This window comes from Vibrio sp. 10N.286.49.E11, assembly GCF_041469505.1.
GTDB lineage: Bacteria > Pseudomonadota > Gammaproteobacteria > Enterobacterales > Vibrionaceae > Vibrio > Vibrio crassostreae_C.
This window is the reverse complement of record NZ_JBFRKQ010000074.1, coordinates 1-19279: the sequence shown is the minus strand read 5'-3', so window position 1 is coordinate 19279 and position 19279 is coordinate 1. Positions and strand designations below refer to the sequence as shown.

Sequence of the window (19279 nt, the reverse complement as noted above, 5' to 3'; positions counted from 1 at the left end):
CGATGAACCATAAAAAAGGCCGCTTACTGAACTAATGAATCAGTAAGCGGCCTTTTTTTGGATTTGATTTAGTTTCTGAAGAATTACTCTTCTGCGTAACCGTGTTTACCTAATGCCTTACCGTCTAAGACAGCTTGCCCGTTTAGCATTGATAAACGATCTTCGGCGAACCATTTACAGACCATAGGGTAAATGCAGTGTTCTTGGGTAAGCACTCGGCTTGCCAGCATATCAGCATCATCACCTTCAAATACCGGTACCTTAGCCTGTAAGATCACAGGGCCCCCATCAAGTTCTTCGGTCACAAAGTGGACACTAGTACCGTGCTCTTTATCTTGTGCATCAATGGCACGCTGGTGGGTGTGTAGGCCTGGGTATTTAGGTAACAGGGAAGGGTGAATGTTGACCATTTTACCGGAATAGTGACGAACAAACTCTGAACTCAGGATACGCATGTACCCCGCAAGTACGATTAAATCGGGTTGGTATGCATCAATCTGAATCATCAATTCATGATCGAACTCTTCACGTGAACCAAAGTCTTTTGGATTCACTGAATGAGCGTCAACACCTGCGGTTTTCGCTCGTTCTAATCCAAAAGCCTCTGCTTTGTTTGAGAAGACAGCTTTAACCGATGCATCAATCATATCGCTATCGCAGGCATCTAAAATAGCCTGTAAGTTACTTCCGCTTCCTGAAACTAACACAACGATGTTTTTCTGAGAGTGACTGGTTTTATTTGAGTGATTGTTTTTCATAGAGTGGGTCATACGATTGATTAACTGAATTGTTTACAATGTACCTACATAAACTAAGGTTTTCTGCGGGCTAAATAGCAAAATGAGGACCATTAGGTCCTCATTGATTAACTAAGTAAGTGAGCGTATCACTTATTTAATTTCAACTTGCTCTTCGCCAGCTTCAGCGTTTGCGATCTCACCGATAACCCAAGCGTTTTCGCCTTCAGCTTTCAGTAGTTCAACAGCAGCGTCTGCTTGATCTTTAGGTAGAGCAACAACTAGGCCTACACCACAGTTGAAAGTGCGGTACATTTCGAATGTCTCCACGTTACCTTTCTCTTGTAGCCAGTTGAAGATAGCAGGCCATTCCCAGCTCTTGCCATCAATGACTGCTTTAGTACCTTCAGGAAGTACGCGTGGGATGTTTTCCCAGAAACCACCACCTGTGATGTGTGAGATAGCATGAATGTCATGCTCTGCAATCATCTTAAGTGCCGATTTGATGTAAATCTTAGTTGGTTCTAGTAGGTGCTCACCGATAGTGCGACCTTCTAGTTCTTCACTCTTATCAGCACCAGAAACTTCTAGGACTTTACGAATTAAAGAGTAACCGTTTGAGTGTGGACCACTTGAGCCAACAGCGATAAGTGCGTCGCCTGCTGCTACTTTAGTGCCGTCAATGATGTCCGCTTTTTCTACAACACCAACACAGAAGCCAGCTACATCGTAGTCGTCGCCTTCGTACATGCCTGGCATTTCAGCAGTTTCACCACCGATTAGTGCACAGCCAGCTTGAACACAGCCTTCAGCAATACCAGAAACAACGTCTGCTGCTGTATCTACATCTAGCTTACCTGTTGCGTAGTAGTCTAGGAAGAATAGCGGTTCACCACCTTGAACGATTAAGTCGTTCACACACATTGCCACTAGGTCGATACCAATGGTGTCGTGTTTTTTCAGATCCAAAGCAAGGCGAAGTTTAGTACCAACACCATCAGTACCTGAAACAAGTACCGGCTCTTTGTATTTCGTTGGAAGTTCACATAGGGCGCCAAAGCCACCAATACCGCCCATTACTTCAGGGCGACGAGTGCGTTTAACAGCACCTTTGATACGGTCTACTAGTGCATTACCTGCGTCGATATCAACACCAGCGTCTTTGTAGCTTAGAGAAGAAGTATTACCACTCACGGGATAGTCCTCGAACTTAAGTTGGATGTGAAAACGGCGCTATTCTAACAGGGCTTGAATATGAAGAGCAAACGTTTGCGCGGTTTTTTTTATTAGAATAAAGATTCTGAAATAACCCTAGAGTTCGTGTATAATCTACAGGTTTGTTTAAATATTGCCGGAGTTGGAAATGAAAGTTGTTGAAGTGAAACACCCGCTAGTAAAACATAAAATTGGCCTGATGCGTGAAGGTGAGATTAGCACTAAGCGTTTTCGTGAGCTAGCGACAGAAGTGGGTAGCCTTCTAACATACGAAGCGACATCAGACTTTGAAACTGAGCGTGTGACGATTAACGGTTGGAACGGTCCAGTAGAAGTTGACCAAATTAAAGGTAAAAAAGTAACGGTAGTGCCAATCCTACGTGCTGGTCTAGGCATGATGGACGGCGTTCTTGAGCACATCCCAAGTGCACGTATCAGCGTTGTTGGTATCTACCGTGACGAAGAAACACTTGAGCCAGTACCATACTTCAACAAGCTTGCATCTAACATCGATGAGCGTATTGCTCTAGTGGTAGACCCAATGCTTGCGACAGGTGGTTCTATGATCGCGACTATCGACCTGATGAAAGAGAAAGGTTGTAAGCACTTTAAGATTCTTGTGCTTGTTGCTGCTCCTGAAGGTATCGCTGCTCTAGAAAAAGCGCACCCAGATGTTGAGCTTTACACGGCTGCAATCGATGAGAAGCTAAACGACAAGGGCTACATTGTTCCTGGTCTTGGCGATGCTGGCGATAAGATCTTCGGTACTAAGTAATTCGGTTTCAGCTTAAGTGACTCTAAACAGTTCCTTAACTCGCTGAATTAACCGTATTAATAAAAAGGGAGAGCATTCGATGCTCTCCCTTTTTTGATCTTGTTAGGTTGTGATTCTTTGGAATCTAGCCTTACCGACTCATTAATCGATTTGAGCTTTATCTACCACAGTGTTGTCACCTAGCTCTTCTGGAAGTACTAGGTTAAGTAGAATCGCAACGATACCGCACAAGCTTACGCCCTGTAGGCTAAAGTCACCGATACCAAAGGCCATGCCGCCAATACCAAAGACTAAAGTAATGCCCACAATCACAAGGTTACGTGATTTGTGTAGGTCAACATTGTTTTTGATTAGCGTGTTAAGACCCACTGTTGCGATAGAGCCAAACAGTAGAATCATGATTCCGCCCATTACAGGAACCGGAATCGTTTGAAGTAGTGCGCCTAGCTTGCCAACCAATGCAAGAACGATGGCTGTGACTGCAGCCCAAGTCATGATCACTGGGTTGAATGCTTTAGTCAGCATTACAGCACCCGTTACTTCACTGTAGGTTGTATTGGGTGGCGCGCCCAGCATAGAAGCGGCAATCGTTGCCACACCATCACCAGTAATAGTGCGGTGTAAGCCTGGCTTCTTAAGGTAGTCTTTACCGGTCACGTTAGATATCGCAAGCATATCACCTACGTGTTCAACGGCAGGTGCAATCGCGACAAATACCATAAAAAAGATAGCGTTGATGTTGAACTCTGGCGTTGTGAAGTTTGGCAGTGCTAACCAAGATGCTTGCGCTACTGGAGTGAAGTCTACCGCGCCGTATACCAAGCTGGTGATGTAACCCGCAACAATACCACCGAAGATTGGCAGTAGCTTAAGGAAGCCTTTTGAAAACACACTGATGACAATCGTCACTAACAGTGAAATTGAAGAGATCCACAGGGCAGCGTCTGCATCAACAAGCTGAACCGCACCATCGCCTGTCTTACCTAGCGCCATGTTAACTGCAACAGGTGCAAGACCTAAACCGATAACCATGATCACAGGGCCAACAACGACTGGTGGAAGCAGTTTATGGATGAAGCCAACGCCACGAACTTTAATTAACGCGCCCATTAGTACATACACAACACCCGCCGCCATCAAGCCGCCCATGGTTGCACCGACACCCCAAGTTTGAATACCAAACATGATAGGCGCGATGAATGCGAAAGAAGACGCTAAGAAGATTGGCACTGAACGGCGTGTAATAAGTTGGAATAAAAGGGTACCGATACCTGCGCCAAAGAGTGCAACGTTAGGATCAAGTCCTGTTAGTAGCGGCACGAGTACAAGCGCACCAAAAGCTACGAACAGCATTTGCGCACCTTGCAAAGCATTTTTCATGTTATGTCCTTAAAATGGTCGTTATATGAAAAGCGAAAAATAAAATTCGCGGGATTCTATCACTTAGCAATCGATTGCCACACCAAATAGATCAAATTTATTTATCTTAATGATGTTTTATATCCATCTAAGCCCTAGAAATTCAGTTTATAAGTGAGCGATTTATCATGGCCAGGTGATATTTTGTGGTTATTAAACACAGTGGGCTCTATCGACCTTGCCCCTCAATCCATAGTTGCTTATCATCTAGGCACAAGATTTGAATATTAGGATCAGTATGCGCTACATAGCATTGTTGTTGATGGGACTATTAGCCTCTCCGAGTTATGCCTTAACTCAAGTAGATATTTTTAGTGCTGAAGTTGCGATTAACGCTGAAGACAAACAGCCAGAACAAGTGGCAAGAAATACAGGTATGGAGCAGGTATTGATACGTGCGACCGGCCAAACTGATGTCGCTTCGAATGAGACGATTCAAAAGGCGATGCGCAAGAGTTCGCAGTACATGTCTCAAATGAGTTTTGGCGAAAGCAATGACCAATCAACATTGCGTATGCGTTTTAACGGTGCTCAAATCCGTTCTCTGTTGACTCAAGCACAGTTACCTTACTGGCCTGACACGCGTTCAAACATCCTTGTTTGGCTGGTGGAAGAGGACAACTACGACAAGAACATCGTATGGGAACACTCTAACTCACAGTTAGCAGCTAGCTTACAAGCGAACGCAAAAGAGCGTGGCTTGCCTCTAACGCTGCCTGTGGGTGACTTTGACGATATTACGGGTATTGCGACTTCTGATTTGTGGGGTAGCTTTGTTACGCCAATCAGTAAAGCGAGTCAGCGTTATCCTGTTGATGCTGTGTTGGTGATAAAGGCTCAATCTTCAGGCCTACGTTGGGCTCTATACGATCAAAAGCCAAGTCAATTGACGAGTGCACCAACATCGCCTGTAAGTGGTTCACTATCGGGTAACAGCGACACGACTTCTAAGAAGTTAGTTGACCAAATCAGTAACTACTACGCAGGCAAAAGTGCTGTGACGGTAGCGAGTGAGTCATCAGAATCGATTTTAACGCAGTTTATTAGCCTGAATAATGCTCAAGACTTCTTCCAGTTAGAGAACGCACTTAAGCGTCTAAACTCGGTGGCAAGCCTAGATATTCTGAAGATTCAGAACAACGAAGTCACTTTCCGAATTCACTTATTGTCGACTCAACAAGAGTTTGAGCAAGAAGTAGCAAGTATTCGACAAGTCGCGAAGGTTGAAGAATCTTACATTGAGCCTGAAGTGAGCCCTGAATTTGAAACTCAAGACAACACAATGTCTGTAGGTGATGATTCAACAGACGCTGCTGAAGTCGTTGGTGACGAAACTGACTCAGGCGTACAAGTGATTAAGGGCAACGAGGTATCTGAGGATGCTGAGCTAACGAATACGCCTGACGCAACGTTAGAGGATTCTAGTACAGAAGATCTAACCATCACTGCGCCAGTACATGCTAAGCCAAGCTTGGTATACGAGTGGGTTCGCTCATAATTGTCAGCTGACATGACTGATTGAAATGAAAACTTGAAAAAAGCCCTGCAAGAGCAATCTCGCAGGGCTTTTTGTTTGTAAGCGGTCAGTTTAAAAGCATGGGCTTAATATTATTGCTCGAACTTAGCTTTTTCTCTCTTTTCTACTTCAGAAAGACGCTTCAACTTGATGCCTAACTCTTTGGCTCTAAAGCGAGTAAATAAGATATTGCCCGCGAAACCTAGAGTCGTCAGAAGCAGTTCTACAGCCGCTAATAAACGTTCACCATCGTCTACATACAAGATAGTTAATGCGTGTAGGAAATAGAGCATCAAGACGAAATTTGCCCATGCGTGCGTATAAGGTTTTCCTGCTAAAATGCCCGGTAATGGCAATAACAGCGGGATAGCCCAAGCAATCGCCAGTGTGACATTACTGAGATGAGGGTGCGGTGAAAGCGTCATCTGCCAAGCCACCACCCAGAATAAAAGCGACAAGTTGCCCACTAAAGCAAGGTAGCGAAATAGCTTGGTTTTGGGAGACATAGCCTTCTCTGGCATATACATCATTGAGAAATTCCCTTCTGATTTATTGCGATGCGCGCTAGGCGTTTACCTAGGTTTTGCGCCAACTCAATCTCTTCTTTGCTAAGTGAAGCGCTCTCTCCAGTACTGCTTGCACCATAAGGCGTACCACCAGTTTGAGTGGTGTGCAGCACCGGTTCTGAGTAGGGGATGCCCACGACTAACATGCCGTGATGAAGCAGGGGCAACATCATGCTTTGTTGTGTTGTCTCTTGACCACCATGCAATGATGAAGAAGAGGTAAATACGCAAGCTGGCTTATCGATGAGATCACCATTGATCCACATTGATGTCGTGCTATCCCAAAAGTGCTTCATTGGCCCGGCCATGTTACCAAACCAAACCGGACTGCCTAGCGCCAAACCATCACAAGATCGAAGTTCTTGTAACGAGGCAATAGGATCGGTTGGTTGATAACGCGAATCAGGCTGCTCTTCTACTGTGTACACGTCGTTCACCGTCCTTAGCATAGCTTCGCAGTTCGGGATGGATTCAACCCCTCGTGCAATCTGCCTTGCTAGAGCTTGTGTGTTGCCGTGGCGACTGTAATAAAGAACAAGAATGTTAATGCTCATATTGGATTACAGAATCTCTAGCACTTGCTCTGGTGGACGACCAATTTTTGCTTTGTTGTTCGCGACAACGACTGGGCGCTCAAACAGTTTTGGATTGGTTGCCATCGCGGCGAAAAGATCTTCATCAGTAACTGAAGCATCGCCAAGGTTTGCTTCTTTGTAGTCCGCTTCTTTGGTGCGCATCATGTCGCGAACACTGTCAAAACCAAGCTGAGTGAACAGTACTTTCAGCTGTTCAACTGTTAACGGAGTCTCCAGGTATTTGATGACCTCTGGCTGTACGCCGTTTTCCTGAAGCACTTCTAGAGTTTGACGGCTCTTTGAGCAGCGTGGGTTATGATAAATCACGACAGACATGGTTCTTCCTCATTATTATTTTTGATTTAGTTGTTTAGCTGAAGCCACCAGGGGTGACTTCTTTTTTGTGTAACGTTGAGCTTTCTTTTTATACTGGCAACGAGCGTTACCAGTAAACACTCTATTGTAGCGACAAGAAGCGCTCTCGTTGAATCATTAGCTGATCAATTCGAGCGTCGTAGCGTGCTTGTTTTAGGCTTCCTAATTCTGCGATTTGGCTTGCTTGCGTGTAGTACTGAATCGCTTTGTTCCAGTTGGCTTGCAGAGCCAAAATTTCTGCACGAGCAGCCAGTTCTTCGTCGCTATTACCAAGGCTCGTATTTACTTTTGAAAGTAAGAGCCAGCCATTGGTGTCATTCGGGTTATCGTGCGTGTAACGCTGCAATACGCGAACCGCTTCTTGAAGATCTTCATTTTCAATCAGTGCGTTGGCGTAGTTAATGGTCAGAACCGGGTTGTTTGGTTGACGAACCAGTGCCGATTTAAGTTCTTTAATCGCAATCTCAGGCTGCTTCTTCTCGATGTGCAGATCCGAAATAGCATCTAGATAAAACAGGTTGGTTGGATCGCTGTTAATCAGCTTGTTCAGGATGGGCTCTGCTTTGTCTAATTTTTTAGAGTCTAGGTAAACCAGTGCTTGGCCATATTCTAATGACGGAACCAAAGCTTTAGGGGCTTTCTTTAGCTGACGCTCAAACCAATCAAGAGCAGCATCATTATTAATGCCAGCATAGCGCGCAACAATGCGGGCTCTTGCTAGGTGGTAGTCCAGAGAGGGAGCCAGTTTCAGTGGCGGGTAACTACGAGCACGAGCACGTGAATCGGTAATTCGGTCTTCTGGTAATGGGTGAGTCAGTAGCATTGGCGGTGGTGTGCTCGCATAGCGATATTCATCAGCTAAACGGCCAAAGAAACGTGGCATCGCATTCACATCAAACCCAGCTTTTGCTAGCGTGTTGATACCAAAGCGGTCGGCTTCTTTTTCATTACTACGGGTGTAGTTGATTTGGCTTTGCATATTACCCGCAGTCGTTGCCGTTAGGGCTGCAATGCCGGCTTCAGGAGCTGCAATTGCCAGTAATACAGAGGCTGCTAGCGCTGCAATGGTTGCTGGAGAGCGGCGCGCTTGGTCTTCCATACTACGCGCTAAGTGACGTTGGGTTACGTGCGCGATTTCGTGCGCTAATACAGAAGCTAATTCACTTTCAGATTGTGCATGCAGGAATAGACCTGAGTGCAAAGCAACATAACCACCAAAGAAAGCAAAGGCGTTGATGTTACGGTCACGGATCATAAAGAACTGGAAAGGTGTCTTTACATCATTTGCGTTCGCGACCAGACGATGGCCAAGAGTATCAATATATAGATTTAGAACTGGGTCGTTTACGATAGGCTGGCTACTTCTGATGATGCGCATGTAGGCATCACCATAGATAAGCTCTTGGTCGATAGTGAGTGTGCCGCCAGCAGCGGTACCGATATCTGGTAGCTCCAAACTATTGGTATTCGCCATAGTTGGGGTGCTTAATGTAGCTGCGATGCATAAGCAAGCAATTGAGCGAGCGCGTTTAAACATATTAGTCAGTAATACTCCGTTTCTTCTGACAGTAAGACAAGTGCAATGGAAATTGGTTCTTTATCTGATTTAACCTTTGCCAAGTGCGTGCGCTATCATGAAGGAGGATGAATGAATGATGGCGCGTTTTCAAAAACAGATTACAATACGACCCTTATAATAAGCATCGAGCTCAAGAATGACACCTAATATTCTAGATTTACGCCAAGAGCGCTGTCCAATGGCGCTATTATTAGCCAAGCGTCACAGTGTAAAGTTAGAAGTAGGGCAGTCATTGTCAATTTATGTCTCTGATAACAGCTCGATGAAAGATATTGTTACTTATTTGTCTAAGCAAGCCTATGACGTCGTCACTGAGGTTTGCTCTAATTACCATCATCTCCTCGTCACTAAAAAGGAATTGCAGTCAGATGCTTGAAATGGTCAATCGTTGGTATAAACGACGTTTCTCTGATCCCCATGCTGTCAGTTTGGTTGCCATCATTCTCTTCGGCTTTATTACGATCTACTTCTTTGGTCACCTAATTGCGCCACTCTTGGTTGCAATTGTGTTGGCTTATTTGCTTGAGTGGCCTGTTACCCAACTTCAAAGACTCGGTGTTCCAAGAACGCCTTCGGTGATGTTGGTGATCATGATGTTCTTTAGCGTGATGCTACTTGCGATCTTTGGCTTGGTACCAACCATTTGGCAACAAGTGGGCAATCTAATTAATGATATCCCAAGCATGTATGGCAGCTTGCAAAACTTCATTGCGACGATTCCTGAACGCTATCCAGAATTAGCTAACCTGCAGATCGTTGAGTCCATTATGTCTAACGCCAAGAACAAAGCGTTAGGTTTTGGTGAAAGTGTTGTCAAAGGTTCTCTTGCTTCTCTTGTGAGCTTAGCGACCTTAGCGGTTTACTTGATTCTTGTGCCGCTGCTGATCTTCTTCTTATTAAAAGATAAAGAAGAGATGATCAGCATGGCGAGTGGCGTGTTGCCTAAAAACCGTCGTCTAGCGACCAAGGTTTGGGTTGAGATGAACCAACAAATCTCGAACTATATTCGCGGCAAGGTCCTTGAGATCTTGATCGTCGGTGGTGTCAGCTACGTGACCTTTGCGATTCTAGATTTACGTTATTCAGCTCTGCTGGCTGTCGCGGTTGGCTTCTCGGTACTGATTCCTTATATCGGTGCGGCGGCTGTGACCGTTCCTGTCGCGATTGTCGGTTTGTTCCAGTGGGGATTAGAACCTCAGTTTTACTGGTTGCTTCTCGCTTACGGTATTATCCAAGCGCTAGATGGTAACGTGCTCGTTCCTGTTCTTTTCTCTGAAGCGGTGAACCTGCACCCAGTGGCCATTATTGTTGCCGTGTTAGTGTTTGGTGGACTGTGGGGATTCTGGGGCGTGTTCTTTGCTATCCCGTTGGCAACGTTAGTTAAGGCGGTTTGGAATGCCTTACCGAGTCACGCATTAGACGATGACCCCGAACATCAAAAGTAATTGATCTTGTTATAGAAAAAGGCCGAACATCCATGATGTTCGGCCTTTTTGCTCTTAGCTTAATGAGTGTTGCTATTGCCTTAGAAAGTGATGAATCTAAGTCATTAACTCACTCAAATCGCCCTTAAGCTTCTTGATTGAAGTAATCTAGAACCACTTCGTGGTGAGTCTTAGTCTTGAACTTGTTGAAGACATGTTCAATCTGACCTTCTTCATCAATTAGGAAGCTAATACGGTGCAGACCGTCGTAGATTTTACCCATGAATTTTTTCTCGCCCCAAACGCCAAACTGTTCAGCAACGCTGTGGTCTTCATCAGATAGCAGGGTGAAGTTTAGAGATTTCTTCTCAACGAAGTTTGGTAGACGTTTTACTGGGTCAACACTCACACCTAGAACAACCACGTTTAGGTCATCAAGCTGTGTTTTGATATCACGCAGGCCTTCCGCTTGCACAATACAACCTGGAGTCATTGCTTTAGGGTAAAAATAGAAAAGTACTTTTTTACCTTTGAAGTCACCAAGAGATACGATATTGCCATCTTGATCTGGAAGAGAAAAAGCAGGTGCTGGAACACCAGCCGTTAGCGTATTCATGACATTTCCTTTTTAAAGACTGTTTTTGATAAAGTTGAGCGAGCCTTGGACTGATAGGCTCTGACACAGCGAATCGAATTCTTCTTGTAGCTGCATCAAGTTACATTCTGATTGCACAGAAGCGGTAATAGAGATATGGAATTGGTCGTTGTCGAGTTGAACCTTAGATTTATTGATGGTTCGTGCACTTAACGAATCGAGGCCGATGTTTCGGTCTGCGAAGAACTGGGTAAACTGCTCAGTAAGTCCGATTTTATCGTCTGACTCAACGAACACCTCTACTGTGTAAGAGTTCTCAATAACATCATGAGTTGAGGTTCGCTTCATAATCGTAATCAAGTCGTGCTCTTGTCCAAGCAAGGGCAAGGTGGTTTCAACGCGGGTAATGTTGTTTGCCTTTCCAGACAGCAGCATGATAAGCGTAAATTCTTCGCCAAACAGGGCGATACGGCTATCAATAATGTTACAGCCTGATTGGGTGACTAAATGAACCACTTGGTTGCATACACCTGGGCGATCAGTGCCCACAGCTGTGATTACTAGATGTTGAGTCATAAAATCACGTCTCTTTATATTCCATTGATTCATGCATGTTAGCACAGTTAGCTCGTGGAATAAGCGTGCGTGCGGGGCTTTTTATGTGCGACCTTGCTTCGAACATGCAACCAATGATAAGAATATCGAGCGCGTTAAAAAATGAGATAGAGCGATGAGAGCACAGCTTACTTGTTACTGACATCCAGTGATGTGCTATCCGCTAGATTGAGTGCAGGTTACCCAAATTCTAGGTAGAACGCCGTTAGAAGTCGTTTTACCTCAAACATACGACAATATTTAATGCAGATGTTGCCGGTAAGCCACTTTAATGTCTTGTGTTTATTGATTGGCTTACAGTAACATGCAAAAAGAATAAATTAAGGGAGATAGACATGTTTTCAGGAAGTATCGTTGCGCTAGTTACGCCATTTAATACAGATGGTGAATTGGATTTCGACAGCCTTAAAAAGTTAGTTGAGCACCATATTGCTGCAGGTAGTGATGGTCTGGTTGCGGTTGGCACAACAGGTGAGTCTTCAACACTCACTATTGAAGAGCATGTCAAAGTCGTCAACAAGATCGTTGAATTTGCTGATGGTCGTATTCCCGTTATCGCTGGTACAGGTGCAAATGCAACTCATGAATCTGTTCTATTCAGCCGTTTGTTGAATGGTTCTGGTATTGCTGGTTGCCTGAGCGTAACGCCTTACTACAACAAACCGACTCAAGAAGGTTTGTACCAACACTACAAAGCGATTGCTGAAGTCAGTGACGTTCCACAAATTCTATACAATGTTCCAGGTCGTACTGCGGTAGACTTGTTGCCAGAAACGGTTGCTCGTCTTGCTGAGATCGAAAACATCGTTGCACTGAAAGATGCGACGGGTGATCTCGACAGAATTGCAATTCACCGTGAACTTTGTGGCGAAGACTTTATCTTACTAAGTGGTGATGACTTAACAGGCCTAGAATTTGTTAAGCGTGGTGGCGATGGCGTGATCTCTGTAACGAACAATGTTGCAGCCGCTGATATGGCAACCATGTTCAAGCTAGCAAAAGAAGGTAAGTTTGAAGAAGCGGAAGCGATCAATGAGCGTTTGATGCCTCTGCATAAGAATTTGTTCGTTGAGTCTAACCCTATTCCCGTAAAATGGGCGGTTCATAAAATGGGTCTGATTGCTGAAGGTGGCTTACGTCTACCGCTGACTGAACTGTCAGAGCCAGCTCAACCTGTTGTTGCTCAAGCAATGACTGAAGCGTGCATTTACTAAAACGTATGAAGTGATGCCGAAGCGAACCTTCGGCATTTAGGAGTATAAATGAAGTATTCTCACCAGCTAGTGATTGGGTCACTGGCTGTTTTCGTTCTTACAGCATGTTCTGGCAACCCGACTCAACGTCGCCAAGCCAAAGATGATTTCGAATACTTAGAAACACCTGAGTTTTCACAATGGCAATTGCCTGTAGATGCTCAGCCTCAGTTCTACCCAAATTTTGACATCCCAAGCGGTGAATTCAGTGGTGGTACTGGTCGTGAAGTGGATATTCGTCCACCGCAACAGGTTCTTGAACTGATCCCGGGTGCTCGTGCTGAGCGTCAAAACGGTGAAGTGACACTATGGCTTCTTCGCGCAGAAGAGGCAGACCGCGTGTGGCAAACGGCTGTAGATATGCTGGCTCAACGTGGTATTGGTATTCGTGAGCAATCAGAGAATGAGATTGAGACCGATTGGGTAACTTGGGTTTCTGAAGATGAAGACGTAGAGATTGGTAGTCGTTACTCTATCTCTCGCTTCCAAACAAACAACCGTCATGGCTTCAAGATTAATCTGATTGATTGGCGTGAAGGTACTGAAGAGAAAACAGTAACGGCAACCAATAAAGAGCGTTACAACGCGTTCCTGACCAACCTAGTTATGGCTAAGTACGATGAAAACCTTCGTGCTGAAGCGGCGCTGAAAGCGCAAGAGTTGGTGAAGCGTATTCCAATTTCAATGGGTGCTGACCGTAGTGGTTTCCCTGTGATTATTGCTCGTACGCCATACAATGTATTCTGGCAGCGTCTGCCTAACTTGTTGCCTGAAATGGGCTTTGAGCTTGAAGAACGCAATCAATCTCAGGGTACGGTGAAGGCGAAGTACGCAGCACCAGATGATGAGTTCTGGGAAGAAATTGGCCTACAGCCTATCGACTTAGCGCCAGGCACTTACAACTTCCTATTTGGTGACCTTGGCAACCGTACGTCAATCAACGTAACGGATGCATCAGGTAAGCCAGTAGAAGAAGAGCTGCTTAAGTCTATGGTTCCGGTATTAGCGCATATTGCTGACCAAACCAAAGATGACAAAGAAGCGAAAGCTGAGTAGTCATTCAAGCCGTCACAAGCTGAGTTAAATCAGCCTTGTGATTAGCAAAAGCAAATAAAAAAGAGGACACACTGTGTCCTCTTTTTTATTGTATTCGTTGTCATCAGGCTACATTGGTCAATCAAAATTGGTCAATCAAGCTGATTAGCCAAAGCAAAAGGCTATGCGTCTTTATTGTCTTTGGATTCTTCTTTTTCAGCTTTCTCTTGGTTAAGTTTATCCGAGCGATTGAGCTTATCTAAATCTCGCTCAGTTTTACCACGCCCCGTCAGATCCATATTGGCTGTCTGTTTGAGCGCTGCGATGTTACCCACAACAACGCTAACTACGATGATGATGATAACCCAAGGGTTTGTAAGCCACTCCAACATAAGCGCTCCTAATGACTGATATTCGCTACGAAGCGTGCATAGATCTCGTCTAGCTGCTCCATAATAATCTCATACCCTAATACTGGCTTAGATTGGAGTTGCTTGCCAAGTAAAGTCGGAGATAACTGTGATAAACACGACTCCGATACTTTGCGATGGCTGATATGCCATGGTTCGATCGCCACACCACCCAAATCTTGGCTGTAAGGAAAGAAGAAACCAAATTGTGCAGCATGAACTGATAGCCATTGGTAAAACGATTGCTGGTGGCCAGTAAGGTATTCCCATGGTTCTAATTGCAGATGTATGCCTTCAGGTAAGTGGTTACGAGCAAAGACATCGAAGTCACAACCCCAATGATGACGACTCGCGCCGGGAAGCGCAGACCATCTCAGGATAGCCGATAGCTTTTGTTGTTCGGTCAGTTTTGAAGCATCAAGAGGTTGGCTTTCTGAATCTAATATCGGAGCTTCGCCAGAAAACTTACGGTTCCAAATCAGAGATTGCCTTTCATAGTCGCGAAAGCCACTGGCAATCTCCATTTTAAAACCATCGAGCTGAGCAGCTTCAATCAAATTATTCAGGTCATTCTTAACCTCACTGTGGACCAAGAAGGTCTTGGTGCCGATCAGGCTAGGCTCTAGATGAGAATCTGATTGTCCGGTAAGCTGCTCTGGTGTCATAACGAGTCTCTCAATAATTGGATGCTATGAATCGCTGATGAAAGACTATTTAGCGAATAGGTTCACTAATGTTCTTTCGTACATGTCAGTTAGCTTTTCTAAATCGGCTACCTTCACGCATTCGTTAACCTTGTGAATCGTTGCATTCACAGGGCCTAGTTCAACCACTTGTCCGCCCATACGTGCAATAAAGCGACCATCAGATGTACCGCCAGTCGTTAGCAGTGCTGGTTTCACATCATTGACGTGACCCACTGCATCAACAATAGCATCAAGCAGTGAACCTGCGTCTGTTAAGAACGGGTCGCCATTGAATGTCCATCTTAGGTCGTATTCGAAATCATACTTGTCGAGTGTCGTTGTGATGCGCTCGACGATGATGTCGTTGCTTAACTCTGTACTAAAGCGTAGGTTAAACTGAACATTAAACTCACCAGGGATCACGTTTGAAGCACCAGTACCCGCACTCACATTTGGAATTTGGAAACTGGTTGGCGGGAAGTAATCATTACCTTTATCCCACTCAGTTGTTGCTAGCTCATTAATAGCAAGCAGAGAGCTGTGTACTGGGTTGTTTGCTAGGTGAGGGTAGGCAACATGACCTTGTGTGCCTTTAATCGTTAGGTCGCCAGTGATAGAGCCACGACGGCCGTTCTTCACGACATCACCCACGAACTCAGTGCTCGATGGTTCACCAACGATACACATATCGATGTTTTCACCGCGCGCCATTAATGCTTCAACAACACGTACAGTACCGTTGATGAAAGGACCTTCCTCATCTGAAGTGATCAGGAAACCAATTGAGCCTGTGTGGTCTGGGTGTTTGGCAATGAACTGCTCGACGGCAACAATCATTGAAGCCAGAGAGCCTTTCATATCAGCAGCGCCACGGCCATGTAGGAAACCGTCTACGATAGTCGGTTCGAATGGCTTAGTGTTCCACTGTTCGATTGGGCCTGCAGGTACCACATCAGTGTGACCAGCAAAAGCAAACAGAGGCGCTTCAGTACCACGACGAGCCCAGAAGTTGGTCGTATCTTCAAATACCATCACTTCGATTTCAAAACCGAGTGCTTTTAAGCGTTCAATCATCAGGTCTTGGCAGCCTGCATCTTCTGGTGTTACCGATTGACGGCTGATTAGGTCTTTTGCCAGAGCCAAAGTTGGGCTATCTGTCATCCTTGAGTTCCTTGTTTAAATAAAACGTCTAGTCATTAATTTTTAGGCGCTGATTCACTGATCAACGTCCTGTTGTCTGTCTATGTAAATACAACGATCTAAGCAAAAATAGCCGCGTATTGGTCGGCTTTAAATCCGATGTGAAGCTTACCCTCAACTTTTAAGATTGGGCGCTTGATCATTGCAGGTTGTTCAACAAGCAAAGTCACCGCTTTTTCTTCTGTTAGGGTGTCTTTCTGTTCTTGATAAAGTTGGCGATAAGTCGTACCACGTTTGTTTAGCACAAGCTCCCAACCTAGCTCAGAGCAGAAGCTTGTTACTAGCTCTTCTGTGATGCCTTGTTTGCGATAATCGTGAAATTCGAACTCGATACCTTCAGCTTCGAGCCATTTCTTTGCTTTTTTAATGGTGTCGCAATTTGGGATACCAAACATGGTGATAGTCATTATTCTTCCTTTGAGTGATTTTATTTCATTGTTATGAGTTGAATCCTATCAGGAAGCAGCAACTCAGACAAAATAGAGTGATGAATATTTCATAGAGTGAAAAAAAAGCGTAAGAAAATGTCACTATTGGAGACTTATTGATCAGCCTCAACATGTTGTCAGCGAAAAAAGAAATAATTGAGCTGCACATATATAGGAGGTGTCAATGGAGTTGAGTCCTGTTTTTGCAAGGCGGCTATATTTAGCATTGTTAGTGGAAAGCCTTGATAGGCCAAATGTGCCTAAACTCATCGAAAAAACGGGGTGGCCTCGTCGTACTATTCAAGATGTACTCAAGGCGTTACCGGGGATCGGTATCGAACTTATGTTTGTTCAAGATGGGCGACGTCATAATGATGGCTATTACCAGTTATCCGACTGGGGGCCATTTGACAGTCAATGGGTTATCCAGCGTAAAGGCGATATAGCAACAAGCCTTGGATTTAGTGCATAAGCCAGCGAAAGCTGGCTTTCTTTTTTTAGAATAGAAATAGTAGGGAGCATCTCGCTAATATGAGTTGTGAGCTACCCCATTACGTTTCTATTTACTTACACAGATAGGCAGTTCCCAGCATAGTCACGGATGTGGAAAAATCTTGGGGAAGTGTGAATATCACGGTATCTGCGCCTAGCTCAATCGTATTCGACTTGAGTTGATTCATGGCGCCTTGAATCAATGTGTCATTTGGGTAAAACAGGTAGTTGTACCAATGGCCTTCGCTGCCTGTGACTTCCCCTTTATACTGACATTTATCGATATTAATCACGCCATGGTAATCCATTTGCACGTTGGCAGCTTCGCTATGAGGCGTTGATGTCGGTGTCGTGCAACCGAGTAACACGCTACTCATAGCCAAAGCGATTAATTCCTTTTTCATACGCTTATCCTGTTATTTCATCAAATAAATCGCGAAGCCTATCCAGCTAGCGAACAATAATAACCACGGCAATTTACTGGCGTGATTTGATGTTGTTTCATTATCCAAGTCGACATTCTGTTCTTGGTCTTGGTCTTGGTTCGCTTGTAGAGTCTGCTTCTCTTTCTGTACGCGCTTTTTAGCTTTATCGGCTTGGCGGCTGCGTTCTTTTTGCTGTTTCTTGTACAGTGCGATGCCTTTCTCGATACCCTGAGCAATCAGTTTAGTTTGTTCTTTGGTTTGAGCTGGCTTTTGAGTCGCTTTGGCTATCTTCAGTGCTTCCTGTTGAGATTCAACAGAGGGCGTATTAGTTTTGTTTTTCATACTGAGTTCGACAATTAAAACGGATTGGCTACTAAGATAACGCAAAGCTAGTTAAGTATGAATGATTTGCGTTAAAGTGTTGGTTTGAAAATAAGTGAAAGTGAGATTTGTGCGGTACTCCATAGAACAATACGACAAGCACGGCTTTTTGAAAGCTCCAATCTTGCTCTGGCTAGGTTGGTTGTTTCTTGCGAAAGCCTTGGTCGTTTTCATTGTTGCAGGCGCAAGCCGAGAATCGGGAACCGATATTCTTGAGATAATCTACCCAGACCATCAGATGTTTTATGTCGGGATCGCGTTGAGTGTGCCTAGTTTGCTGCTGATGTGGTTATTTGGGCTAAGATCGCCAGATAGAAAGCGCCTTAACAAAGTCGTGTCATGGGGACGTTGGGTTACCATGATGGCTATCTTGGCACAGGGCTCCCATACGATTTATTTAATCTATTTGGATAACGGATGGTTCCGTTGGTCAAATGGCATCACCCTATTGTTGCTGCTGTGGTTAGCGCTTTATCTAACCAATAGCCATGCTGCAAGGGATTGCTTTAAAATGGTTGAGCTCGAAGACTGATTCTCATCAAAACATTTGTCCCATTCCCAATTATACTTAGAAGCTAAAAAATGAAAGGATTAATCTATGCTTAATGTTTCAAATGAGCAGCCTAACGTTCAAAGTGCTATTTTGCCTGAAGCTGGGCCTTTCGCGCTTTACGTTCAACTTAAAGTGAACGCTAATACTGCTAATGTACTAGCAGAAATTCAAAAGCTTCCGACTCTAATCGACGAACTAAACCAAACTCAGCCTGATGCGAACTTAACGGCATCGGTTGCGTTCTCAAAAGCTTTTTGGGATAAGTTCGAGCAAGCAGCGCCCGCTGATTTGATCGACTTCCCTGTGCTGGGTGAAGGTGATATCACCGCGCCGAGCACACTGTCTGATGTTCTGATTCACTGTCATTCAAACCGACATGATCTGCACTTCTTTATCTTGCGTAAATTGCTATCTGAAGTAGCAGCTGATGTTGAAGTGGTTGATGAAACTTATGGTTACCGCTTCCTAGACTCTCGTGACATGACAGACTTTGTTGATGGCACTGAAAACCCGAAAGACGCACAACGTGCTGAAGTTGCTATTGTGCCTGAGGGTGAATTCGCTGGTGGTAGTTATGTGATGGTGCAGCGTTTTGTGCACAATCTGCCAGCTTGGAATCGCTTGAATGTGTCGGCACAAGAGAAAGTGATTGGCCGAACTAAACCTGATTCAATTGAGTTAGATGATGTTCCTGCGGCGTCTCACGTTGGCCGTGTGGATATCAAAGAAGAAGGCAAGGGGCTTAAGATTGTTCGCCACAGTCTACCTTACGGTACTGCTACGGGCGACCACGGCTTATTGTTCATTGCTTACTGTAACGTTCGTCATAACTTCGATGCGATGTTAGAGAGCATGTACGGCGTAACTGATGGCAAAACAGACCAACTGCTTCGCTTTACTAAAGCGGTGACTGGCGCGTATTACTTTGCTCCTTCAACTGAGATGTTGAGTGCATTAACGATTAAGTAAGTCGTCTCAAAAAGAATAAACAAAGGGAGCCTCAGGGCTAATGCCGTTCACTTAAG

The 19279-nt window shown here is 44.8% G+C and carries 24 protein-coding genes; 9 read left to right on the top strand and 15 right to left on the bottom strand.

Features of this window, described 5'->3' with window-relative positions:
• Positions 1 to 83 precede the first annotated feature (83 nt).
• A complete protein-coding gene (gene purN / locus AB4167_RS17720; RefSeq protein WP_372127844.1) occupies positions 84 to 758 on the bottom strand; it encodes a phosphoribosylglycinamide formyltransferase in 675 nt (224 codons plus the stop codon).
• A gap of 132 nt (positions 759 to 890) precedes the next feature.
• Entirely contained in the window at positions 891 to 1931 is a 1041-nt protein-coding gene (gene purM / locus AB4167_RS17715) for a phosphoribosylformylglycinamidine cyclo-ligase (protein ID WP_008222945.1), read from the bottom strand.
• A gap of 169 nt (positions 1932 to 2100) precedes the next feature.
• Here purM and upp point away from each other — a divergent pair, with 169 nt between their 5' ends.
• The gene (upp, locus tag AB4167_RS17710) at positions 2101 to 2727 is read left to right on the top strand and encodes a uracil phosphoribosyltransferase (protein WP_017060716.1); all 627 of its coding nucleotides are present in this window, start codon (positions 2101 to 2103) and stop codon (positions 2725 to 2727) included.
• Between the two features lie 141 nt (positions 2728 to 2868).
• Here the strand turns inward: upp and AB4167_RS17705 are convergent, their stop codons facing one another.
• On the bottom strand, positions 2869 to 4107 hold the full coding sequence (locus AB4167_RS17705; RefSeq protein WP_017060715.1) for a uracil-xanthine permease family protein: 1239 nt from the start codon (positions 4105 to 4107) through the stop codon (positions 2869 to 2871).
• A 277-nt stretch (positions 4108 to 4384) separates the two neighbouring features.
• Between AB4167_RS17705 and AB4167_RS17700 the strand changes: the two genes are divergently transcribed.
• The gene (locus tag AB4167_RS17700) at positions 4385 to 5644 is read left to right on the top strand and encodes a DUF2066 domain-containing protein (RefSeq protein WP_017060714.1); all 1260 of its coding nucleotides are present in this window, start codon (positions 4385 to 4387) and stop codon (positions 5642 to 5644) included.
• A gap of 110 nt (positions 5645 to 5754) precedes the next feature.
• On the opposite strand, the gene AB4167_RS17695 is transcribed toward AB4167_RS17700, so the two are convergent.
• The 4 genes from AB4167_RS17695 to AB4167_RS17680 all read right to left on the bottom strand — a co-directional run bounded on the left by AB4167_RS17695 (position 5755) and on the right by AB4167_RS17680 (position 8715).
• On the bottom strand, positions 5755 to 6192 hold the full coding sequence (locus tag AB4167_RS17695; RefSeq protein WP_372136850.1) for a DUF2069 domain-containing protein: 438 nt from the start codon (positions 6190 to 6192) through the stop codon (positions 5755 to 5757).
• Entirely contained in the window at positions 6189 to 6782 is a 594-nt protein-coding gene (wrbA, locus tag AB4167_RS17690) for an NAD(P)H:quinone oxidoreductase (protein WP_372136849.1), read from the bottom strand. Before wrbA ends, AB4167_RS17695 begins: the two co-directional genes overlap by 4 nt.
• 6 nt (positions 6783 to 6788) lie before the next feature.
• Positions 6789 to 7139: an arsenate reductase (glutaredoxin) gene (arsC, locus tag AB4167_RS17685; protein ID WP_017060711.1), complete on the bottom strand. Its 351-nt coding sequence runs from the start codon at positions 7137 to 7139 to the stop codon at positions 6789 to 6791.
• A gap of 121 nt (positions 7140 to 7260) precedes the next feature.
• On the bottom strand, positions 7261 to 8715 hold the full coding sequence (locus AB4167_RS17680) for a M48 family metalloprotease (RefSeq protein ID WP_372136848.1): 1455 nt from the start codon (positions 8713 to 8715) through the stop codon (positions 7261 to 7263).
• Between the two features lie 178 nt (positions 8716 to 8893).
• On the opposite strand from AB4167_RS17680, the gene AB4167_RS17675 reads away from it, so the two are divergent.
• On the top strand, positions 8894 to 9133 hold the full coding sequence (locus AB4167_RS17675; RefSeq protein ID WP_029235389.1) for a sulfurtransferase TusA family protein: 240 nt from the start codon (positions 8894 to 8896) through the stop codon (positions 9131 to 9133).
• Positions 9126 to 10202 (top strand): AI-2E family transporter, encoded by a 1077-nt coding sequence (locus AB4167_RS17670; protein ID WP_372136847.1) that lies wholly within the window; start codon positions 9126 to 9128, stop codon positions 10200 to 10202. Before AB4167_RS17675 ends, AB4167_RS17670 begins: the two co-directional genes overlap by 8 nt.
• Before the next feature lie 124 nt (positions 10203 to 10326).
• Here the strand turns inward: AB4167_RS17670 and bcp are convergent, their stop codons facing one another.
• Together bcp and AB4167_RS17660 are read right to left on the bottom strand one after the other, a co-directional pair.
• Positions 10327 to 10797 (bottom strand): thioredoxin-dependent thiol peroxidase, encoded by a 471-nt coding sequence (gene bcp, locus AB4167_RS17665; RefSeq protein ID WP_017060706.1) that lies wholly within the window; start codon positions 10795 to 10797, stop codon positions 10327 to 10329.
• Positions 10798 to 10809: 12 nt separating this feature from the next.
• Positions 10810 to 11352 (bottom strand): glycine cleavage system protein R, encoded by a 543-nt coding sequence (locus AB4167_RS17660; RefSeq protein ID WP_017060705.1) that lies wholly within the window; start codon positions 11350 to 11352, stop codon positions 10810 to 10812.
• 374 nt (positions 11353 to 11726) lie between these two features.
• Here AB4167_RS17660 and dapA point away from each other — a divergent pair, with 374 nt between their 5' ends.
• Together dapA and bamC are read left to right on the top strand one after the other, a co-directional pair.
• Entirely contained in the window at positions 11727 to 12605 is an 879-nt protein-coding gene (dapA, locus tag AB4167_RS17655) for a 4-hydroxy-tetrahydrodipicolinate synthase (RefSeq protein ID WP_372136846.1), read from the top strand.
• Positions 12606 to 12653: 48 nt separating this feature from the next.
• Positions 12654 to 13700, top strand: coding sequence for an outer membrane protein assembly factor BamC (gene bamC, locus AB4167_RS17650; RefSeq protein WP_372136845.1), 1047 nt, complete (start codon positions 12654 to 12656; stop codon positions 13698 to 13700).
• A gap of 161 nt (positions 13701 to 13861) precedes the next feature.
• On the opposite strand, the gene AB4167_RS17645 is transcribed toward bamC, so the two are convergent.
• From AB4167_RS17645 to AB4167_RS17630, 4 genes are all read right to left on the bottom strand, one after another.
• The gene (locus AB4167_RS17645; protein WP_017060702.1) at positions 13862 to 14071 is read right to left on the bottom strand and encodes a DUF2897 family protein; all 210 of its coding nucleotides are present in this window, start codon (positions 14069 to 14071) and stop codon (positions 13862 to 13864) included.
• Positions 14072 to 14079: 8 nt separating this feature from the next.
• Positions 14080 to 14754: a M15 family metallopeptidase gene (locus AB4167_RS17640; RefSeq protein ID WP_372136844.1), complete on the bottom strand. Its 675-nt coding sequence runs from the start codon at positions 14752 to 14754 to the stop codon at positions 14080 to 14082.
• A 45-nt stretch (positions 14755 to 14799) separates the two neighbouring features.
• Positions 14800 to 15936 (bottom strand): succinyl-diaminopimelate desuccinylase, encoded by a 1137-nt coding sequence (gene dapE / locus AB4167_RS17635; RefSeq protein ID WP_017060700.1) that lies wholly within the window; start codon positions 15934 to 15936, stop codon positions 14800 to 14802.
• 98 nt (positions 15937 to 16034) lie between these two features.
• Entirely contained in the window at positions 16035 to 16382 is a 348-nt protein-coding gene (locus AB4167_RS17630; RefSeq protein WP_372136843.1) for an ArsC family reductase, read from the bottom strand.
• Between the two features lie 205 nt (positions 16383 to 16587).
• Here AB4167_RS17630 and AB4167_RS17625 point away from each other — a divergent pair, with 205 nt between their 5' ends.
• Positions 16588 to 16875, top strand: coding sequence for a helix-turn-helix domain-containing protein (locus tag AB4167_RS17625; RefSeq protein WP_004734273.1), 288 nt, complete (start codon positions 16588 to 16590; stop codon positions 16873 to 16875).
• 91 nt (positions 16876 to 16966) lie between these two features.
• Here AB4167_RS17625 and AB4167_RS17620 read toward each other — a convergent pair whose 3' ends face one another.
• Positions 16967 to 17299 (bottom strand): DUF4156 domain-containing protein, encoded by a 333-nt coding sequence (locus AB4167_RS17620; RefSeq protein WP_065585044.1) that lies wholly within the window; start codon positions 17297 to 17299, stop codon positions 16967 to 16969.
• A 12-nt stretch (positions 17300 to 17311) separates the two neighbouring features.
• Positions 17312 to 17662: a DUF2956 domain-containing protein gene (locus AB4167_RS17615; protein ID WP_372109928.1), complete on the bottom strand. Its 351-nt coding sequence runs from the start codon at positions 17660 to 17662 to the stop codon at positions 17312 to 17314.
• 109 nt (positions 17663 to 17771) lie between these two features.
• Between AB4167_RS17615 and AB4167_RS17610 the strand changes: the two genes are divergently transcribed.
• Both AB4167_RS17610 and AB4167_RS17605 read left to right on the top strand, forming a co-directional pair.
• Positions 17772 to 18233: a DUF2919 family protein gene (locus tag AB4167_RS17610; protein WP_171732524.1), complete on the top strand. Its 462-nt coding sequence runs from the start codon at positions 17772 to 17774 to the stop codon at positions 18231 to 18233.
• 66 nt (positions 18234 to 18299) lie between these two features.
• On the top strand, positions 18300 to 19223 hold the full coding sequence (locus tag AB4167_RS17605; protein ID WP_371724310.1) for a Dyp-type peroxidase: 924 nt from the start codon (positions 18300 to 18302) through the stop codon (positions 19221 to 19223).
• Positions 19224 to 19279 lie beyond the last annotated feature (56 nt).